The organism is Pseudomonas sp. Pse35, from assembly GCF_024519715.1.
GTDB classification, from domain to species: Bacteria; Pseudomonadota; Gammaproteobacteria; order Pseudomonadales; family Pseudomonadaceae; genus Aquipseudomonas; species Aquipseudomonas paracarnis.
In genome coordinates this window covers 18,621-35,934 of record NZ_JALJRP010000024.1, presented here as the reverse complement: position 1 = coordinate 35,934, position 17,314 = coordinate 18,621, and the positions used below count along the sequence as shown (strand labels likewise).

General features: G+C 59.2%; 26 protein-coding genes. 24 read left to right on the top strand and 2 right to left on the bottom strand.

Annotated elements, in window-relative coordinates; all coding sequences use genetic code 11:
• Window positions 1-13: 13 nt before the first annotated feature.
• On the bottom strand, window positions 14-385 hold the full coding sequence (locus tag OC445_RS19475; protein WP_054897085.1) for a hypothetical protein: 372 nt from the start codon (window positions 383-385) through the stop codon (window positions 14-16).
• Window positions 378-866, bottom strand: a complete 489-nt coding sequence (locus tag OC445_RS19470; protein ID WP_034126473.1) for a Panacea domain-containing protein — start codon at window positions 864-866, stop codon at window positions 378-380. Before OC445_RS19470 ends, OC445_RS19475 begins: the two co-directional genes overlap by 8 nt.
• Window positions 867-1,091: 225 nt before the next feature.
• Between OC445_RS19470 and OC445_RS19465 the strand changes: the two genes are divergently transcribed.
• From OC445_RS19465 to recX, 24 genes are all read left to right on the top strand, one after another.
• Window positions 1,092-1,835: a helix-turn-helix transcriptional regulator gene (locus OC445_RS19465; protein WP_169918753.1), complete on the top strand. Its 744-nt coding sequence runs from the start codon at window positions 1,092-1,094 to the stop codon at window positions 1,833-1,835.
• A gap of 590 nt (window positions 1,836-2,425) precedes the next feature.
• Complete coding sequence (locus OC445_RS19460; protein WP_034126475.1) at window positions 2,426-2,764, top strand: phage holin family protein; 339 nt, start codon at window positions 2,426-2,428, stop codon at window positions 2,762-2,764.
• A gap of 22 nt (window positions 2,765-2,786) precedes the next feature.
• Complete coding sequence (locus OC445_RS19455; RefSeq protein WP_054897087.1) at window positions 2,787-3,302, top strand: hypothetical protein; 516 nt, start codon at window positions 2,787-2,789, stop codon at window positions 3,300-3,302.
• A gap of 3 nt (window positions 3,303-3,305) precedes the next feature.
• Window positions 3,306-3,917, top strand: coding sequence for a phage baseplate assembly protein V (locus tag OC445_RS19450; RefSeq protein WP_032893296.1), 612 nt, complete (start codon window positions 3,306-3,308; stop codon window positions 3,915-3,917).
• A 9-nt stretch (window positions 3,918-3,926) separates the two neighbouring features.
• Window positions 3,927-4,259 (top strand): phage baseplate protein, encoded by a 333-nt coding sequence (locus OC445_RS19445; protein WP_032893295.1) that lies wholly within the window; start codon window positions 3,927-3,929, stop codon window positions 4,257-4,259.
• Entirely contained in the window at window positions 4,256-5,251 is a 996-nt protein-coding gene (locus OC445_RS19440; protein WP_054897088.1) for a baseplate J/gp47 family protein, read from the top strand. Before OC445_RS19445 ends, OC445_RS19440 begins: the two co-directional genes overlap by 4 nt.
• Complete coding sequence (locus tag OC445_RS19435) at window positions 5,248-5,886, top strand: phage tail protein I (RefSeq protein ID WP_014717162.1); 639 nt, start codon at window positions 5,248-5,250, stop codon at window positions 5,884-5,886. Before OC445_RS19440 ends, OC445_RS19435 begins: the two co-directional genes overlap by 4 nt.
• Window positions 5,883-6,413, top strand: a complete 531-nt coding sequence (locus OC445_RS19430; protein ID WP_054897089.1) for a hypothetical protein — start codon at window positions 5,883-5,885, stop codon at window positions 6,411-6,413. Before OC445_RS19435 ends, OC445_RS19430 begins: the two co-directional genes overlap by 4 nt.
• Before the next feature lie 82 nt (window positions 6,414-6,495).
• On the top strand, window positions 6,496-7,113 hold the full coding sequence (locus OC445_RS19425) for a hypothetical protein (RefSeq protein WP_054897090.1): 618 nt from the start codon (window positions 6,496-6,498) through the stop codon (window positions 7,111-7,113).
• Window positions 7,114-7,374, top strand: a complete 261-nt coding sequence (locus tag OC445_RS19420) for a phage tail assembly chaperone (RefSeq protein WP_082423392.1) — start codon at window positions 7,114-7,116, stop codon at window positions 7,372-7,374.
• A gap of 90 nt (window positions 7,375-7,464) precedes the next feature.
• Window positions 7,465-7,638, top strand: coding sequence for a hypothetical protein (locus OC445_RS19415; protein ID WP_003189022.1), 174 nt, complete (start codon window positions 7,465-7,467; stop codon window positions 7,636-7,638).
• A 2-nt stretch (window positions 7,639-7,640) separates the two neighbouring features.
• Complete coding sequence (locus OC445_RS19410; RefSeq protein WP_054897091.1) at window positions 7,641-8,807, top strand: hypothetical protein; 1,167 nt, start codon at window positions 7,641-7,643, stop codon at window positions 8,805-8,807.
• The gene (locus OC445_RS19405) at window positions 8,807-9,313 is read left to right on the top strand and encodes a phage major tail tube protein (RefSeq protein ID WP_054897092.1); all 507 of its coding nucleotides are present in this window, start codon (window positions 8,807-8,809) and stop codon (window positions 9,311-9,313) included. The genes OC445_RS19410 and OC445_RS19405 overlap by 1 nt, the downstream gene beginning before the upstream one ends.
• Window positions 9,314-9,494: 181 nt before the next feature.
• The gene (locus tag OC445_RS19400) at window positions 9,495-10,067 is read left to right on the top strand and encodes a phage tail assembly protein (RefSeq protein ID WP_054897093.1); all 573 of its coding nucleotides are present in this window, start codon (window positions 9,495-9,497) and stop codon (window positions 10,065-10,067) included.
• A complete protein-coding gene (locus OC445_RS19395; RefSeq protein WP_014717169.1) occupies window positions 10,064-10,189 on the top strand; it encodes a hypothetical protein in 126 nt (41 codons plus the stop codon). The genes OC445_RS19400 and OC445_RS19395 overlap by 4 nt, the downstream gene beginning before the upstream one ends.
• 6 nt (window positions 10,190-10,195) lie before the next feature.
• A complete protein-coding gene (locus tag OC445_RS19390) occupies window positions 10,196-12,418 on the top strand; it encodes a phage tail tape measure protein (RefSeq protein WP_054897094.1) in 2,223 nt (740 codons plus the stop codon).
• Complete coding sequence (locus OC445_RS19385) at window positions 12,418-12,801, top strand: phage tail protein (RefSeq protein WP_014717171.1); 384 nt, start codon at window positions 12,418-12,420, stop codon at window positions 12,799-12,801. Before OC445_RS19390 ends, OC445_RS19385 begins: the two co-directional genes overlap by 1 nt.
• A complete protein-coding gene (locus OC445_RS19380) occupies window positions 12,794-13,006 on the top strand; it encodes a tail protein X (protein WP_054897095.1) in 213 nt (70 codons plus the stop codon). Before OC445_RS19385 ends, OC445_RS19380 begins: the two co-directional genes overlap by 8 nt.
• Before the next feature lie 9 nt (window positions 13,007-13,015).
• Window positions 13,016-14,017 (top strand): contractile injection system protein, VgrG/Pvc8 family, encoded by a 1,002-nt coding sequence (locus tag OC445_RS19375; protein ID WP_054897096.1) that lies wholly within the window; start codon window positions 13,016-13,018, stop codon window positions 14,015-14,017.
• A gap of 22 nt (window positions 14,018-14,039) precedes the next feature.
• Window positions 14,040-14,597: a glycoside hydrolase family 19 protein gene (locus tag OC445_RS19370; RefSeq protein ID WP_054897097.1), complete on the top strand. Its 558-nt coding sequence runs from the start codon at window positions 14,040-14,042 to the stop codon at window positions 14,595-14,597.
• Window positions 14,585-15,079 carry a lysis system i-spanin subunit Rz gene (locus OC445_RS19365; protein WP_034126487.1) on the top strand — a complete coding sequence of 165 codons (495 nt, stop codon included), beginning with the start codon at window positions 14,585-14,587 and terminating at the stop codon, window positions 15,077-15,079. The genes OC445_RS19370 and OC445_RS19365 overlap by 13 nt, the downstream gene beginning before the upstream one ends.
• An 81-nt stretch (window positions 15,080-15,160) precedes the next feature.
• Window positions 15,161-15,661: a CinA family protein gene (locus OC445_RS19360; protein WP_262020288.1), complete on the top strand. Its 501-nt coding sequence runs from the start codon at window positions 15,161-15,163 to the stop codon at window positions 15,659-15,661.
• Window positions 15,662-15,744: 83 nt separating this feature from the next.
• Complete coding sequence (gene recA / locus OC445_RS19355) at window positions 15,745-16,803, top strand: recombinase RecA (protein ID WP_014717176.1); 1,059 nt, start codon at window positions 15,745-15,747, stop codon at window positions 16,801-16,803.
• Window positions 16,804-16,811: 8 nt separating this feature from the next.
• Entirely contained in the window at window positions 16,812-17,279 is a 468-nt protein-coding gene (recX, locus tag OC445_RS19350; RefSeq protein ID WP_198791399.1) for a recombination regulator RecX, read from the top strand.
• The last annotated feature ends 35 nt before the right edge of the window (window positions 17,280-17,314 follow it).

Here is a 17,314-nt window from a genome sequence, read left to right as displayed (position 1 = left end):
GAATACGACCAGACTATTTGGATCTACGCCCACTGGCCGGAAACAACCCTCTGATCACCCCAAGAAACGCAGCAAACAAATTGATTGAAGTCGCCGTAGTGATGGCAATCACTACATTGTCCGAGAACGGCGCTTTACCCGAGTAATACGTCGACCACCCATTCCAAACCAAAAGAACCGCCCAGAAGATCACACCGCAGGCGGCAAACCAGAATGCACGTCCCGCATACTTCTTGCGCAGTTGCCGTTCGGCCTTCTGGTCTTTTAGGTTCTGGTTTCTTTCATCGTCGGTGCCTATGGCTTGCTCGCCACCGGCTTGGGTGTCCTGGTCAGGCCCTGCCGCGGGGGGCAGGGTGAGTTCCAGGTTGTCGAGTTCTTCACTCACGGATGCGGCTCTTTGGGTGAATGAGTGTTGCCATGTCTTCCCAGTCGATGGCGGAACCGTCGGCACCCTTGAGGGCCCAGGCTGTGCCGTCCTCGTGGGACAAGTTGGACAGTTGGGTGCCGGACCATTTGCCGTATTTGTTAATGATCCGGTCAATCAAACGATGGGTGTAGGTATCGCTCTCAGGAACCCTCGGTGTCACGAAGACAATGTCTTCGGCGTCGGGCTTCAGGTTGCTGAGCAGCGCGGTCACCGGGCGATTACCGTAGGATTTCAACTCATGGTAAAGCGACGGGATGACCGGGCCATATTGCCAGCGGGCGAAGTGGTCATCCATCAGGGGCTGGTCCCGTTCGCGCAAATGCCAGGACTGTGTATAGAACAGCAGTTTCTGCAGCTTCATCGGGGTCAGGCCCGAAACCTTGCCTTCCTTCGCGCGTTCAATGAAGGCGTTAGCAACAGCTAGCGCTGAATAAGCCATGAGCACCTCCGTCGTTGCTGGCTACGTTGTCAAAGAGTTTTATACATAGGCCTTGAGTTGTCGACATGCAAGGTGTTGATCGGCAGCAATACCAAGCTGGCAGAATAGTAGAATGCCGATAACTGGGTGTATATACAGTATTTTGATTCGAATTAATTGAAAGTCGGATGTTTAATGCATAAATATGCAAATTAGCATTTGCCAACCTCAGAAACTCCCGTCACTATCCGCGTTATGCAAAAACGCAACGTTTCTATCGTCTTAAGAGAACTGCTGGATCGCGACCGGATCTCCCCCACGGAGCTCCATCGGCGCACCGGCGTGCCTCAATCCACACTGTCCCGGATCCTCAGCGGCAAGATCGTTGATCCGTCGGATAAACACATCTCGCGCATCGCCGAGTATTTTCGCGTAAGTACTGATTACCTGCGCGGGCGCGCAGCAGTGGGCGTTGTGCGCGACGATGGGCGCGACCCGATGCATTCGGAACTCAAGGACATAAGCCTGTGGGACGACGACACCCCCGTTAATGATGACGAGGTGTCGATCCCCTTTCTGCGCGAGGTTGAATTGGCTGCTGGATCAGGAAGATTCGTCATCGAGGAAAGCGAGAAAGCCAGCCTGCGGTTCGGCAAGCGCAGCCTGCGGCATAATGGTGTGCAGTTCGACCAGGCCAAATGCGTGACGGTACGTGGCAACAGTATGTTGCCGGTATTGCGCGACGGCGCCACGGTAGGGGTGAATGCCGGCAAGAGCGGCATTGGCGATATCGTGGATGGCGACCTGTATGCCATCAATCACAACGGCCAGTTGCGGGTCAAACAGCTCTACCGCCTGCCTTCCGGTATTCGCCTGCGCAGCTTCAACCGTGATGAACACCCCGATGAGGACTACAGCTTCCAGGATATCCAGGATGAGCAGATCAGCATCCTCGGTCATGTTTTCTGGTGGGGCATGTACGCCCGCTAACCTCCACGCGTAAGAAGAAACCCGCCCATGTGCGGGTTTTTTTTCGTCCATAGGAAACCGGCAAAACCCAAGCCCGCCAGGCTTCGAATGCATCCGTGCATTCCGGCAGCAAAAATAAATGCATTTGTGCATTGACTGTATATGCATACATGCATATTCTTCATCTCAAGCCAGCCAACAAGGCCTGGTGGAGGCGGCAAGGATGCTGCCAAGGAAGACAAGGAAGGCACGCAACATCGGCAAGGACGCCATCGAAGCGATGGCAGGGAGGCCAGGCAACACCGGCAAGGATGCCGACGCTCTTTAGTTTCAACGCTTCAACAACAGGCAGCGATGAACCGGCCTTAACGGTTCAGAGGGTTGGCAACTGACCCGGGTGTGCAGCGTAAAGCACCAAAAGCAGTTATCCGGCAGACAGGGATCGTGGTCGGAAAAACATCGAGGAAAGGACCGTACCGCGCCAGTAGCGCCGAAAGTCCGAGGACATCATTACTGAAAAGCCCGGGCGACCGGGCTTTTTGGAATGCCTACCTACTCAAGCATTTGTAAATGAAATACGGACTATTTATTGCTCAGCCAGGAGGCGTGACATGACAAGTGAACAGCAAGCGTTAGCGGAGATGCCTATCTGGCTGGTCATCGTACTGGCAGTGATCGGCGGTGTATCCGGCGAGATGTGGCGGGCCGACAAGGAGGGCGCCCGCGGTTGGTCGTTGATCCGCCGCCTGGCCCTGCGTTCCGGGGCGTGCATGGTCTGCGGGGTTTCGGCTTTGATGCTGTGCTACGCCGCCGGCATGTCGATCTGGACCGCCGGCGCCATCGGTTGCCTGACCGCCATGGCCGGTGCCGACGTGGCGATCGGCCTTTACGAGCGGTGGGCGGCCAAGCGCATCGGGATCAACCAAGGCTCCCGCCAGGACCCGCAGTAATTGTTGCAAGGACGCTACTAAAATGACGCTTATCGAAAAGCCATCGCAACTGCCCCAGGCCATTGGCGCGGCGCTGCATGCAGCCCTCCCGGGCCTCAAGGTGGGGAGCCACCAGGATTTCCAGGGCGACGCTGAAAAAAACGGCGTAATGGTTACGGTCGAAGGTAATGGCCCTGGCATTCGCTCTCGCGAGGGGCGCAAAGCCCACGTCTTGGCCATTTCACTCAGGGCCATGGTTGCTCCCGGTGCATTGGCGTTCGATGCCTGCGACCTGGCCAGCCAACTGATGGACCTGGTGCTGGATAACCGATGGGACCTGCCCCCGGCACAGTGCGATTTGCCAGCGAATATCGTCGCTGCGCCCGCTTTGCGCACTTCCGTAGAAACGGACTACGACACCTGGGCGGTTTCCTTCACGCAAACCCTCTATCTGGGACCGGCGTTACTCGACGATCCCACAGGCCAACCGCTATTTGCCTGTACCTGGGACGTCTCCAACATCGACGACCCAACCCAATACCAGCCACTGGCGGAGTAGCCCATGTTCGACGCGCTGTTACGCATGCAATTGGGACCGATCGTCGAACGCCTGGCAGAGATGGAGAGCCAGCTCGAAGACCTTTACCGCCGCGCTGAAAGCTTCTGCCGGATCGGAATTTGCCAGCAGGTCGATGCGGCCAGCAACACCTGCAAGGTCAGCCACGGTGATTTGCTGACCCCGGCGATCCGCTTTTTCAACCCCAGTGCAGGTGCCCAAACCGAAACCCGTATCCCCACGGTGGGTGAACAATGCCTGCTGCTCAACTACGGCGGGGGAGAAGGCGGTGTGCAATCCGTGGCTTTGTTTGGCCTCAACAGTGATCGTTTTCCGCCAGTCTCCAGCGTTGCAACGTTGACCCGGCGCCGGCATCAAGACGGTACCCAAAGCGACTACGACGACGCCAGCCACACCTTCAATTGGGTCAACGGCCCCACCACCTTCAGCGGTTCCCGCGAGCAGGTTGACGTCAAAGTCGGCGCCGCCAGCCTGACCCTCAGCGCCCAGGGCATCACCCTGCAAGTCGGCGGCACCAGCCTGTTGCTGGACGCCGGCGGCGCGCACTTCAGCGGCCCGGTGGTGGACCATCAAGGACGCGTCATCAGCCCCCGATAAGGATATCCCATGCTCGGAATCGATAGGAACACCGGGGCAGCCGTCGATGATTGGCTGCAATTTGTGCAGCGCGCCACCCGGGCGCTGACCACCCCAGTGGGTACTCGGCAAAAACGCCCATTATATGGCTCGCTGATCCCGCAATTGCTCGGCCAGAACCTCGGTGACGACCTCTTGATCCTCGCCCAGAGCCACGCCGCGCAAGCCTTCTACAACACCCACAACGGTATCGGCGACTTCGACCCCCAGGTCATTGTCGCCACCCGCCAAGGCGCCGGCCTGCTGCTGCGGTTTGCCGGGACCTGGAAAAACCGCCAACAATCCTTCGAGGTCGTGACATGAGTATGCTGATCCCCGGCCAGAACCAACTGGCGGAACCGGCCATCATTAAGGTCGATGAGTTCGAACCGTTGCTGGCCGAATTCAAAGCGTTTGTCATCGACTACGTCGCCACTCGCGCGCCGCAAAGCGCAGCCAAACTCCAGGCCAGCCTCGACAACGAAAGCGAACTGCTGACCCTGGCCCTGGAAGCTTTTTGCGTGCGCCTGCAAACCCACGAACGCAAATACAACGCCCGCATCAAACAGATGCTGGCGTGGTGGGCCACCGGTAGCAACCTGGATGCACGCCTGGCCGATATGGGCCTGGAACGCCAAATGCTCGACCCTGGCGACCCGGCCGCGTTCCCGCCGGTGCCACCCACCTTGGAAAGCGACGACGACGCCCGCCTGCGCTACTACCTGGCACCCCACGCCCCAGCGGCGGGCTCGCGCATGCAGTATCGCCGCGAAGTGTTCACCTTGGGCGAGCGCCCAGCAGTGAAAGTACAAAGCGCGACGCCCGGTGTGGTCACGGTCACCTACACCTTCGACCCCGACGGCTACGCGGCCCAGGTCAAGGACGGCAACGCCCGTCGCACCGCACCGGGGGAAGTCATGGTCACCGTGCTTTCCAGGGAGGGCGACGGCACGCCATCTGTCGACTTGCTTGACGGTGTACGTCGACATTTCGCACGGCCGGATGTACGGCCCGAAACCGACCTGGTCAGCGTCCAGGGGGCGCAGATTCAACCCTACAAAATTCGCGTGGTGGCCAAGATCAACGCCGGCCCGGACTCGGGCTTGACCCAAGTGGCAGCGCAGAAACTGCTGCAAGACTACGCAGAGTCCTGCCATCGCCTGGAAGGGCGGGTCGACCCTAGCTGGATCGACTACGCCATCCACAGCGCCGGCGCCGCGCAACTGCAAATTCTTGAACCGCTGGCGCCGATTGTCAGCACCGCTTTTCAGGCCCCGTATTGCACGGGCGTCGAGGTGGAGGTGCGCACACTATGAGTGAACCCAAAGCGAGTTTGCTGCCGGCCAACAGCTCACCGCTGGAAAAGGCCCTGGACCTGGGCTTCGGCACATTGCTTGAGCGTGTCGCCCCGCCGTTTCCGGCGCTGATGAACCCGCTGTATACCCCTAGCGAGTTCCTGCCTTACCTGGCCGCCGACCGTGGCGTCAGCGAATGGGATGCCGAGGCCAGCGAAGCGGAAAAACGCCTGACCGTGGCCTTGTCCTGGCAGATCCAGCGCCAGGCCGGCACACCCAAGGCGCTGAGCCATGCGGTGGAGTCATTGGGCTTCACGCCGAATATCAGCGCTTGGTATCAGCAGCGCCCCTTGGGCGTGCCTTACACCTTCGACGTGCAGGCGATCATCGGGCGCAGTTGGTCCAGCGGCGACCACAACCGGCTGATCCGACGTATCAACGCGGCGAAAAGTGAACGCGATCAGGCGACGATTACCATCGTGCATGAAACCGAAGGCCAGCTCGCGCTCACGCAAGTGCTCGACGCGCCTTTAAGCGACGGCGAGTTCTACCTGAACGGCGCATTGCCGGACCTGGCGCTGGTGGCTCGCCTAAACAGTGCCGGGGTTGCCCAGCACTACACCATTAACGATTACGACCTCAGGGCGCAGCCATGACAGATGAAATCACGCGCCTGGTGCGCTTCACCTCCAAAGGTTTGGATGAAGTGCTGCAGGCAAAGAACCAGGGCCTCAAAGGCGAAATCACCCACATCGGCGCCGGCACCGGCCGCTACAACCCCGACGGCACGGAAGTGGCCTTGCGTGACGAGCGCCAACGGGTGGCCATTGTCGATTACGAAGACCTGGGCGAGCGCCAACTCAGAATGGCCGCGCTGTTTGATGGCGACGGCGAATATGAGATTGGCGAGTTCGGGTTTTACCTCGCCAGTGGCACCTTGCTGGCGGTGTATTCCGTGGCGGGGAAGTTGCTGACGTATAAAGCGGCGGCGGCGCGGGTGCTGCAGAAGTTTACGCTGGATGTTTCGCCGTTGCCGGCGGATAGCGTGACAGTGGTTGTAGGGTCGGAAAATTTCAATATTCTTATTGCTGAAGAGCTCGCATCAGTGGCGACTGCCAATATAGATAATATGGCCCGTCATCTTGGTGTGCTGTTTCGCGTTATGGATATTGAATTGAAATAGTTTTTTTATTGCTAAAGGGGTAGGTTGCCTAGATGTGAATCGTGGTTGAGTGACCTAAAGATAATTTAAAGGAGTAATTGCTTTGAGTACGGAAACGCAAATTGCTAGTTTGGTTCAGGCCTCTAATAATCTGACAAGTGCTGTAACTGGGAAAATAGGTGCCATCGATGCACGGATGGATCAAGCGCGTGCGGAGTTTGATCAGTTTCGTGCCCTGAAGGACGTTGTGGGTGAGGTAGGTCAGCCTGGAACACTGTTGATGAGTGTCTTTCAAGGACTTATATGGGGAACAGGGGCTCCTTACGACGTTGGCGCGACAGGTGGCTTGGTCGCTACGGATCTTGGATCTTCGTTGAATGTATATGCCCATTTTAAGTTGCCGTTTTCTATTAATACGGATGACCAGATGTTTTGGCTAAATATACGTGGATATAGCTATGGCAGTTCTTTGGTTTTGGACGAGACGTTCGCGGGCTATGTTTATTCGCCACAGCGAGCAGTCATTAATCAATCATGCTTCGGGAAGTTTGAGCCGGCCATGTATGCTGATGCTGCAGGTAATGCTGTTTGTAGAATCAAGATTCCCAATGTGTATGTAACGTCACTACGGATTGATACGATGCAAGTTGGCCGCTATCGGCCGATTAAACTTGGGGACATAAAGTCGAAGCTTTCTCTTTCACCAACGGTGGTTTTTTAAATGAACGAAATTTCTATGGAGGGCGTTCCGTCCCTTATTCCCAGCAAGGAAGGTCTGGAGCTTTTGGAGTGGTCTTCTATTCGCGTTCGTCGTGATCGGCTGTTGCGCGAGACCGATCATAGTCAAGTCCAGGACAGTCCGCTGAATGACGCCCAGCGAGCCCAAGCTGCGGCATACCGCAAATTGCTGCGGAATGTCCCCCAGGATGTCGGAGACCCCTTCGCAGTTGAATGGCCAGAAAAGCCAGACTTTCTTAAATAATCAACTTGGCCGCGAAAGCGGTTTTTTTTCGCCTCCCCAAAGCCCCTCCCCGCAGGGGCTTTTGCATTTCCCACCCGGAGATTTCCACCCATGCCCACCCGCCAAACCTACACCGTCCTCATCCCATTCCCCATCGGCAACGGCCATTGGTCTACCGCCGGTGAGGAGCTGGAACTGCTCGACGTCGAAGCATCCGCCCTGCGCACCGCTGGCCGCCTGGAACTGACCAGCGTCCTCAACTCCACCCCCAAGAAGGCTGAATAACCATGGCAGAAGTCCTGAACTTCGAGCACAACGGCATCACTGTGAATGCCACTGAATCCCCCGAGGCCATGGGTGGCCTTGGCGATAACGTCATTGGCCTGGTCGGCACTGCGCCGAATGCCCATGCTTCGATCCCGAAAAACGCGCCGTTTCGCATCAACAGCTTTACCACTCAGGCGTTGCTGGACCCTACCGGCACTGAGTCGGGAACCTTGTTCCAAGCGGTGTACCAGATCCTCAAAGTGGTGAAGGTGCCGGTCTATGTGGTCATCGTCGAAGAAGGCGCTACCCCGGCCGATACGATCAATAATGTGATCGGCGGCAACGACCCGGTCACCGGTCGCAAACTGGGCCTGGCGGCCCTGAGCAGCGTGCCTGAAGACCTGACCATCATCGGCGCTCCAGGCTTTACCGGCACCAAGGCTGTGGCTGGTGAGTTCGCCTCCTTCGGCAAGCGCATCAAGGCCCGTGTGGTACTGGATGGCAAGGACGCGTCCGTTGCCGACCAAGTGACCTACAGCGGCGAACTGGGCGGGGCCGACCTGGGCTTCGACCGTTGCCTGCTGGTGCACAACATGCCGTCGGTGTACTCCAAGGCCTCGAAGAAGAACGTGTTCCTGTCGCCATCCTCGCTGGCCATCGCCGCATTGGCCAAGGTCAAGCAGTGGGAAAGCCCAGGTAACCAGGTGACCTTCGCCGAGGACGTTTCCCGCGTGGTCGAGTACAACATCCTCGACACCTCCACCGAAGGCGACCTGCTCAACCGCTACGGCGTGAGCTACTACGCTCGCACCATCCTCGGCGGCTTCTCGCTGCTGGGTAACCGCTCCATCACCGGCAAGTTCATCAGCTACGTCGGCCTGGAAGATGCCATCAGCCGCAAGCTGGTCAAGGCTGGCCAGAAAGCCATGGCCAAGAACCTCACCAAGTCCTTCATGGACCAGGAGGTCAAGCGCATCAACGACTGGCTGCAAACCCTGGTGGCCGACGAAACCATCCCCGGCGGCAGCGTGTACCTGCATCCGGAGCTGAACAGCGTCGAGAAGTACAAAAACGGCACCTGGTTCATCGTCATCGACTACGGCCGCTACGCACCGAACGAACACATGGTTTATCAACTCAACGCCCGCGATGAAATCATCGAGCAGTTCCTGGAGGACGTTCTCTAATGTTTACCAACCGAGTCAGACAGGCCATTGCGGCCACCCTTCAAGGCCTGCCGTTGTCCGCAACCGTGGAAGAGTTCACCCCGCCGAAGATCGAGTTCGACATGGAGCCCATGTCCGGCGGGCGCTTTATTGCCGAGGAAATGGCCAAGAGCGGCAAGGTGCTCAATGCCAAGCTGGTGCTGCAAGGTGCCGGCCCGGAAATCATGCTGGCCCTGGGCGTGCGCACGGGCGACGACATCTTGCTGAACGTGCGTGAAGCCGGCCAAGACCAGGACGGCAAGACCTACTTCACCTACCACACCGTGGGCGGCAAGCTCAAATCCCTGGAGGAGGCGAAGCTGAAAATGGGCGACAAGGCCACCACCACGCTGGAGCTGTCCTGCCGTACCTACAACCGTCTGGAAAATGGCATTTCGGTGATCGACATCGATGTGCGCACCCAGAAGTTCGTGCTCAACGGCGTCGACATTCTTGGCGATGCCCGCCGCGCCGTGCTGATGCCTTAAGGGCCGGCGCAATCTGAAGCGAGCACGGTCAAGGTGGGAGCTGGCTTGCCTGCGATGCAGGCGACTCGGTATCCCTGGTGTATCGAGTGGATGCCATCGCAGGCAAGCCAGCTCCCACAGGGGCCATGCTCAGGTTTAGATTTTTCGCACTTTTCAATACCGTTCAACAAGGAATTGCCCCATGGCCTGGATGCCACCGTTGCACATCCTGCTGTCCCCGATCACCGCCGACACCGGTGCAATGATCGAGCAGGTTCAACTCAAACCGTTGTTCTACGCCGCGCAAAAAGACGCGCTGGCCCGGGCCGGTGATGACGAGGACGACCAGTTCTTCGAACTGGCGAAACTCGCCACCGGCCTGTCGGAAAAAGAACTCGACCAACTCAAACGCCCGGACTACGTGAGCATTGCGCAGTACGTACACGAAATGTCGACGCGCCCGGCCTCGTTCTTCCTGAACGAACAGGACGTGACGACCCACGACCAGCCTGTCCACCTGCTATTACCCCTGGAAGCCGCCGGCCGTACCCTGACCGAACTGCCCCTGGAAATGCCCGCCCTGCGCGCTACCAAGGTGATGAAAAAGCTAGCCACTAACAAAGAGCGTGCCGAGTTCATCACCGCCCATTGCACCGGCCTGATGATTCCCGATCTTGCCGGCCTGACCGTGCCCGACTGGACCGAGCTGCAGGAGCGCATCGACGATTTTTTAAACAAACCGGCGGACTTCTTTCGGAGCGCGACATCGAAGTGATCCTCGATGTAGTGCCGCTGGTTTACTCGGTAAACGAAGCGGAAATCCTCGACTGGGAAGCCGGCAAAGCATTGCGCCGCTACGACATCGCGATCAGTCGTCTTGGCGTCAAACAGGAGTAGAGCGCAATGGCAGATAGTAATCATGAAGCAGGGTCAGCCATTGCCAAGGACGGCGTGATGACTCAGGGCGCACTTCAGATGACAGGAATGCACGCTAGTCTCAAACCTATCACCCAAGCGCTGCCGAGCCCGCTTGAGGGGGCCCCGGGGAGTGCGGCGAGTTTGGCCCTGGCATTGGCCGATGCCAGCTTGCAGATCAAGCATCTGGCGGACGGGCAGGTCCGGTTGGTCGATACGCTGGAGCTGTTCAACGTCTCGTTGCTCAAGGTGATGGACGCCCGGCAAGCTCAAACTGCCGGGAACGCAGAGGGTACGAAGACCGTCGCGCCTACAGACAAGCGCACACCCTCGCAGGCGCTGGACGCCGCGATGACCGATATTGATCAACTGTTGATGCTTGCCCGGCATGAGCGCAAGGCATTGCGTGAAGCCAACCTTGCCATGGCGTCCGAGCCGGTGGTGGCTGCCAGTGGTGCCAGTGCCGTCGACCTCGCAAAGGTCGAGTATGCCGCCGCCCGTTCCGGTATCGGCAGTGATCGCAAGGACGCTTCGGGCAATATCGACCCCGTTGGGCGCCGGGCAGACCTGCAGCAGTTCGCTCGCGACGCTGCGATCCTGGCGACGGCGTTCAAGATCGACGTCAAAAATGCCGGCGAAATCATGGGCGGCTGGCGCGAGTCAATGCACCTTGATCGCGCACAAGCCTTGGACCTTGCCGACGCAACAAACGTGCTGGGCACCCAGGTATCGCTCAAGGCCGAATCGGCGGATATCGGCGCTGTTGTGCAACTCCAAGGCGCTGCCGCGAAGGCTGCGGGCATGAGTCCCGAACAGGCTGCAGCGCTTTCGGCGGCGTTGTTGAGCGCAGGTAACAGCAAGGTTGTTGCTGGTGCCGGGCTGGAAAAAATCAGCGCCGTCCTGGCTAAAGGCGACAACGCCTCTGCAGGGCAACGCAGTGCCTGGGCAGAGCTCAAGCTTGATCCAAAAGTACTCGCGGCGGGCATGAAACAGGACGCCCCACAGGCCGTGCTTACGGTGCTGGAGGCGCTCAAGTCGCAACCTGCCGAAAGGCAGGCGGTGCTGGCGACGCAGTTGTTCGACGGCAACCAGACGATTCTGAGCCTGGTACCGGTGATCGACAGCGTGAAACAGGCCTTTTCGCTGGTCGCAGAAAAATCCACCTACGCCACTTCGACGCTGGGCGACCAAGGTTCGGTGCTGCGTTCGGCCGAGGTTCGTGCGGACTCTACTTACGCACGTCGGCAAGCCTACGAGGCCAGTACCACGCGCTTGAGCACTGCCTCTGATACAGCGCTGGCCCCCGTTGTGGATGCCAAGCTGACCGCCATGAACGGCCTGGTCAGTGGCGTGGCTTGGCTCGCGGAGGGCCTGCCCAAGGCTGCCGCTGCCGTCACCCTGGCGGGGGCGGTGCTGATCCCGGTGGTTTCCGGTGTTTTCGGTGCCGTGAAGGACAAGATTTTCGAAAAGGTCGCAGGGAAAGTGCTCGGAGAGGGGCCGGCAGCCGGGAATAAAACCACACCGCCGGACAGCCAGCGCAAAGCCCCGAGTAATGACGGGCACAACGGTAATCGCCCGTCTGCTTCCGGCCCTGGCATCTCTGGCAAAGCGGCGAAGGTGAGCAAGCTGGCCAAAGGGGTCCCCCTGGGTTTGGTGGTGGCCCAGGCCGGTGTCGAGATGACGCAAGGCGCGATGACCGGAAACCTGGGTCAAGCGGTTGGCACTAGCGTGGGCTCCATCGGCGGCGGTGTTGCCGGCGGTGTCGTCGGTGATGTGGCCGGGATGGCGATAGGCCGAGCGGTCGGCACGCTGGCGGGAGCTGTTATCGGTTCGGTTGTTCCGGGTGCCGGCACAGTGTTGGGCGGTGTGATGGGCGGCGTCGCCGGGGGCGCAATCGGTAAGGTAGTCGGTGGCGCCGTGGGCACTTTCGTGGGCAGTGACGTCGGTGCGTGGCTGGCTGAAAAAGTGATGGGGACGGGCGATCGCCTGCCATCCCCCACGGAGGTCAGCAAAAACCTCAACGCCCCTCAGGCCGACAACCGCCAAATCAACTTCGCCCCGCAAATCACCATCACCGCGCCTGAGCAAGCCAGCCATCAACAACTGGCGGCGCTCGTGGTGCAACAGATCGAAGCGCAATTTACCCCGCTGTCGATGGACAACCTGCTGGCGACCCGACGCGGCGCAGCACTCACCGATGGAGCTGTGTGATGCGACAACAGATGGTCTTGGGTACTTTTATTTTCGGGCTGTCCCGTGGGTTCGCCTACGACACGCTTGATCGTGGTAGCAGCGGGGGCTGGGTCAGTCTCGACATCATTGCCGGCAAACCTAAATCCAGCCAGGTCGGCCAGGGGCTCGAAACGCTGGCATTGGGCGGCAAGGCTGCGCGTGCCAATGGCATGGCGCGCCTGGATGAGTTGCGCACCCTGCAGGCCCTGCGGGCGCCGTTGCCTTTGGTGGACGGGTTGGGGCGTAACTGGGGGCTATGGACCATCCAGTCGATCAGTGAAAAACAAGCCAGCGTGATCGACGACGGGACGGCCATGGTGATCAATTGGACATTGTTACTGGAGGAGTTCGTCAATGCGTAGGGTTCGAAGTATTGCCGGCGACTCGGTGAACCTGTTGCTCTACCGCGAACTGGGGCGCAGTGATGATGCCGCAGAAGAAGCGTTGTGGCGCTTGAACCCGGAGTTGGCCGAACAGTGCGCGGTACTGCCGGCGGGCGTCAGCGTGCTGGTGCCCGAATTGGACGCGCAACCGGTTGCGAGTCGGCCGGTTTCCGCCTGGGATTAAGGAGCCATCATGGCACTCGGATTTACACCTGTAGTGGAGCTATACGGAGCCAATGCCGCGTTATTCAACGAGAGGCTCTTGGAGTGGGAGCATACCGACGCAGCGGGGTTTGTATCTGATCAACTGAAGTTGACCCTCGATATCGAGGGGCTTGAAGGGCTGCCCGATCTGGGCGGCAAAATTGGCCTGCGTATTGGCTATCTGGAATCGGGCCTGGTGGATAAGGGCGTGTTCAAGATCACCCAGCGCACGCCGTCGATGTTCCCATTGCGACTGGTGCTGGTGGCCACGGCGGCACCGTTCGACGAGCACGAATTCAAACAGCGCCGCACCGCCAGCCATGGGCCGATAACCCTGGGTGCGCTGTTTCGCCAACTGACCACCCGATATGGTTTTTCACCGCGTGTGGCGCCTGAACTCGACAGTGAGCCGATCGCGCACATCGATCAGACCAATGAAAGCGACATGGCCTTTCTGACGCGCTTGGCCAAGCGCTTCGATGCGGTGGCCAAGCCTGTCGATGAGCTGTATGTACTGGGGCGCAAAGGCCAGATCAAGACGCTGTCGGGCAAGGCATTGCCGGATGTACGGTTGTCGATCACCCATGACAATCGTCCAGGTGACCGCGCGTTCATCGGCGCCAGTTTCACCGAGACCAGCCGTGCCAAATACAACGGTGCGCAAACGTCATGGTGGGACGCGGCAGCCGGAAAACAGCGTGTCGTCAAGGTGGGCATCGCACCCTTCAAAATGGTGACACCGCGATACCAGAGCGAGGACGAAGCACGCTCGGCGGCGCAGGGAGAGATGCGGCGGGTGGGGCGCGAAGGGTTGCAGATCGATGTGGTCTGCCCGGGTAATCCTTCGTTGGCTGCTGAAGGCCTGTTGCTGCTGGATGAGTCGTGGCCGGGGTTCATGCAAGGGCGCTGGTCGATTAAAACGGTGAAATCCAGGGGCGAGCGAAAAGGTGGCTATCGGAGTACGGTCCAGGCCAGCGGTTTGTCGGTGTAGATCCTTCCTTAGAGTAAAACCCATGGTAATCACACATGCTCAGCTTCTGGGTGTAATGCCTGGAGCCCGCCTTCGCGCGGGCATTTTTTTAACCTTTCTAAATGCGGCCTTTGCGGGGCATCAGATCAATACGGCCCGTCGCGCCGCCGCCTTCCTCGCCCAAATCGGTCACGAGTCTGCCCAGTTACAGTACGTGCGCGAATTGGGTAGCGATCAATACCTGAGCAAGTACGACACCGGCAGCTTGGCCGCGCGGCTGGGCAACACCCCTGAGGCGGACGGTGATGGGCAAATGTATCGGGGCAGGGGGCTGATCCAGATCACCGGGCGCCGTAATTACATGGCGTGCAGCCAAGCTCTGTTTGGTGACGATCGTCTGCTGCGACAACCAAAATTGCTGGAGCAGCCACAGTGGGCCTGCGAATCTGCCGCCTGGTTCTGGCAAAGCAACGGCCTCAATGAGCTCGCCGACAAAGACCAGTTCACCACCATCACTCGCCGTATCAACGGTGGGCTCAACGGTCTGGACGATCGTTTGCGGTTGTGGGTGCGAGCGAAGGCGGTGCTATGCGTTTCCTAGGTGCGTTTCGCTTGGTCGGTGTGTGCCTGCTCATGGCGCTTGTTTGGCAGGTGCAGGCGTGGCGATACGGGGCGCAGTTGGAGCTGCAATCGGTCCGACATACACAGGCGCTCAGCCAACAAAGCCAGGCAATTCTTCAGCAACAACAGGCTGAACAGGCCAAACGCCTGGCCCTTGAACAGCAAATCTCTACTAGCGATCACCAACACATTCAGGAATTGAACGATGCCCTGCGTAATCAAGCGGCTCTGCGCGATCGCCTGGCCACTGCTGATGTGCGGCTGTCAGTCCTTCTCGCCACCGTCACCACTGGCTGCACAGTGCCTGCCGCCCCCAGCCCCGGCGGCGTGGTTCATGCAACCTCGCGAGCCCGACTTGACCCGGCGCATGCTCAGCGAATTATCCGCATCACCGACGACGGCGATAACGCCCTGATCGCCTTGCGTGCTTGCCAGGCCTACGTGCAGGCCGTCGCGCATTAGCGTCTTGATGCACTCTGTACCTTGCATGGTCGATGGGCTCCTGTAGGGTAGGCAAACCCCCGCCCATTCCTGGAGACGACCGTGAAGGAAATCACTCAACTGGCTGCCGAACTGGGGCGCCGTTTGCAGGTGCTCAGTGCCCACGTCACCACTGCCGAGTCCTGTACCGGCGGCGGCATCGCCGAAGCCATCACGCGGATCCCGGGCAGTTCGGCCTGGTTCGAGGCGGGCTATGTCACTTATTCCAACCGACAGAAGACCCGGCAGTTGAATGTACCGGAAAAACTGTTCGCCAAAGTCGGGGCCGTCAGCCAGGAAGTGGTGGAGGCGATGGCCCGCGGCGCGCAGGAAAAAAGCCTGGCGCGGTTTGCCGTGGCGGTCAGCGGTGTTGCCGGCCCCGATGGCGGTTCGCCGGACAAGCCGGTGGGCACCGTTTGGCTGGCTTTTACCGTGGGCGAAGAGGTGACCGCCGAGCTTGCGCACTTCCCCGGCAACCGCGACGAGGTCCGCCGACAAACGGTAAAAGCCGCGCTGGAGGGCTTGTTGCGACGAGCTGCAGCAGAAATAGACAATCAGGGGTAGGCGATCTTGGATCTTTGTGGAACAATACTGTCTACTTATACAGGTGTTGGCCGTCAGGCCTTATTGATTACGTGAGGACTTTAATGGACGACAACAAGAAGAAAGCCTTGGCTGCGGCCCTGGGTCAGATCGAACGTCAATTCGGCAAGGGTGCCGTAATGCGTATGGGCGATCACGACCGTCAGGCGATCCCGGCTATTTCCACTGGCTCTCTGGGTCTGGACATCGCGCTCGGCATTGGCGGCCTGCCAAAAGGCCGTATCGTTGAAATCTACGGTCCTGAATCTTCCGGTAAAACCACCCTGACCCTGTCGGTGATTGCCCAGGCGCAGAAAATGGGCGCCACCTGTGCGTTCGTCGACGCCGAGCACGCCCTGGATCCTGAATACGCCGGCAAGCTGGGCGTCAACGTTGATGACCTGCTGGTTTCCCAGCCGGACACCGGCGAGCAAGCCCTGGAAATCACCGACATGCTGGTGCGCTCCAACGCCATCGACGTGATCGTGGTCGACTCCGTGGCTGCCCTGGTACCCAAGGCTGAAATCGAAGGCGAAATGGGCGACATGCACGTGGGCCTGCAAGCCCGCCTGATGTCCCAGGCGCTGCGTAAAATTACCGGTAACATCAAGAACGCCAACTGCCTGGTGATCTTCATCAACCAGATCCGTATGAAGATCGGCGTGATGTTCGGCAGCCCGGAAACCACCACCGGTGGTAACGCGCTGAAGTTCTACGCTTCGGTCCGTCTGGATATCCGCCGTACTGGCGCGGTGAAGGAAGGTGACGAGGTTGTTGGTAGCGAAACCCGCGTCAAGGTCGTGAAGAACAAAGTGGCGCCGCCATTCCGTCAGGCTGAGTTCCAGATTCTCTACGGTAAGGGTATCTACCTGAACGGCGAGATGATCGACCTGGGCGTACTGCACGGTTTCGTCGAGAAGTCCGGTGCTTGGTATGCCTACAACGGCAGCAAGATCGGTCAGGGCAAGGCCAACTCGGCCAAGTTCCTGGCGGATAACCCGGATATCGCTGCCACGCTTGAGAAGCAGATCCGCGACAAGCTGTTGACCGCAGCGCCGGACGTGAAGGCGGCTGCCAACCGCGAGCCGGTAGATGAAATGGAAGAAGCCGATACTGACGTCTGAAGCAAGCGATGACTGTTGTACTGGATACACTCGTCGCCGTTCGGCGCACTGCGATGGACCTGCTCGCTCGCCGCGAGCATGGTCGAGTCGAACTGACACGTAAGTTGCGTCAGCGCGGCGCAGAGCCTGAGATGATCGAAACAGCCCTCGACCGGTTGACGGAAGAAGGGCTGTTGTCGGAAGCCCGTTACCTCGAAAGCTTTGTGTCTTACCGCGCACGCTCCGGTTATGGACCTGCGCGGATTCGCGAAGAGTTGAGCCAGCGTGGACTGCAACGTGCCGATATTGAACTTGCACTACGTGAGTGCGGTATCAGTTGGCAGTCGCAGTTGGAGGAAACCTGGCGTCGCAAGTTTGCTGGGCATCTTCCTATTGATGCCAAGGAGCGTGCGAAGCAAGGTCGCTTCTTGAGTTATCGCGGGTTTTCGATGGACATGATCAGCCGCTTATTGAGCGGTCGGGATATGGACGACTGAGCAAAAAACAAAAGGCCCGCTATGAAAATAGTGGG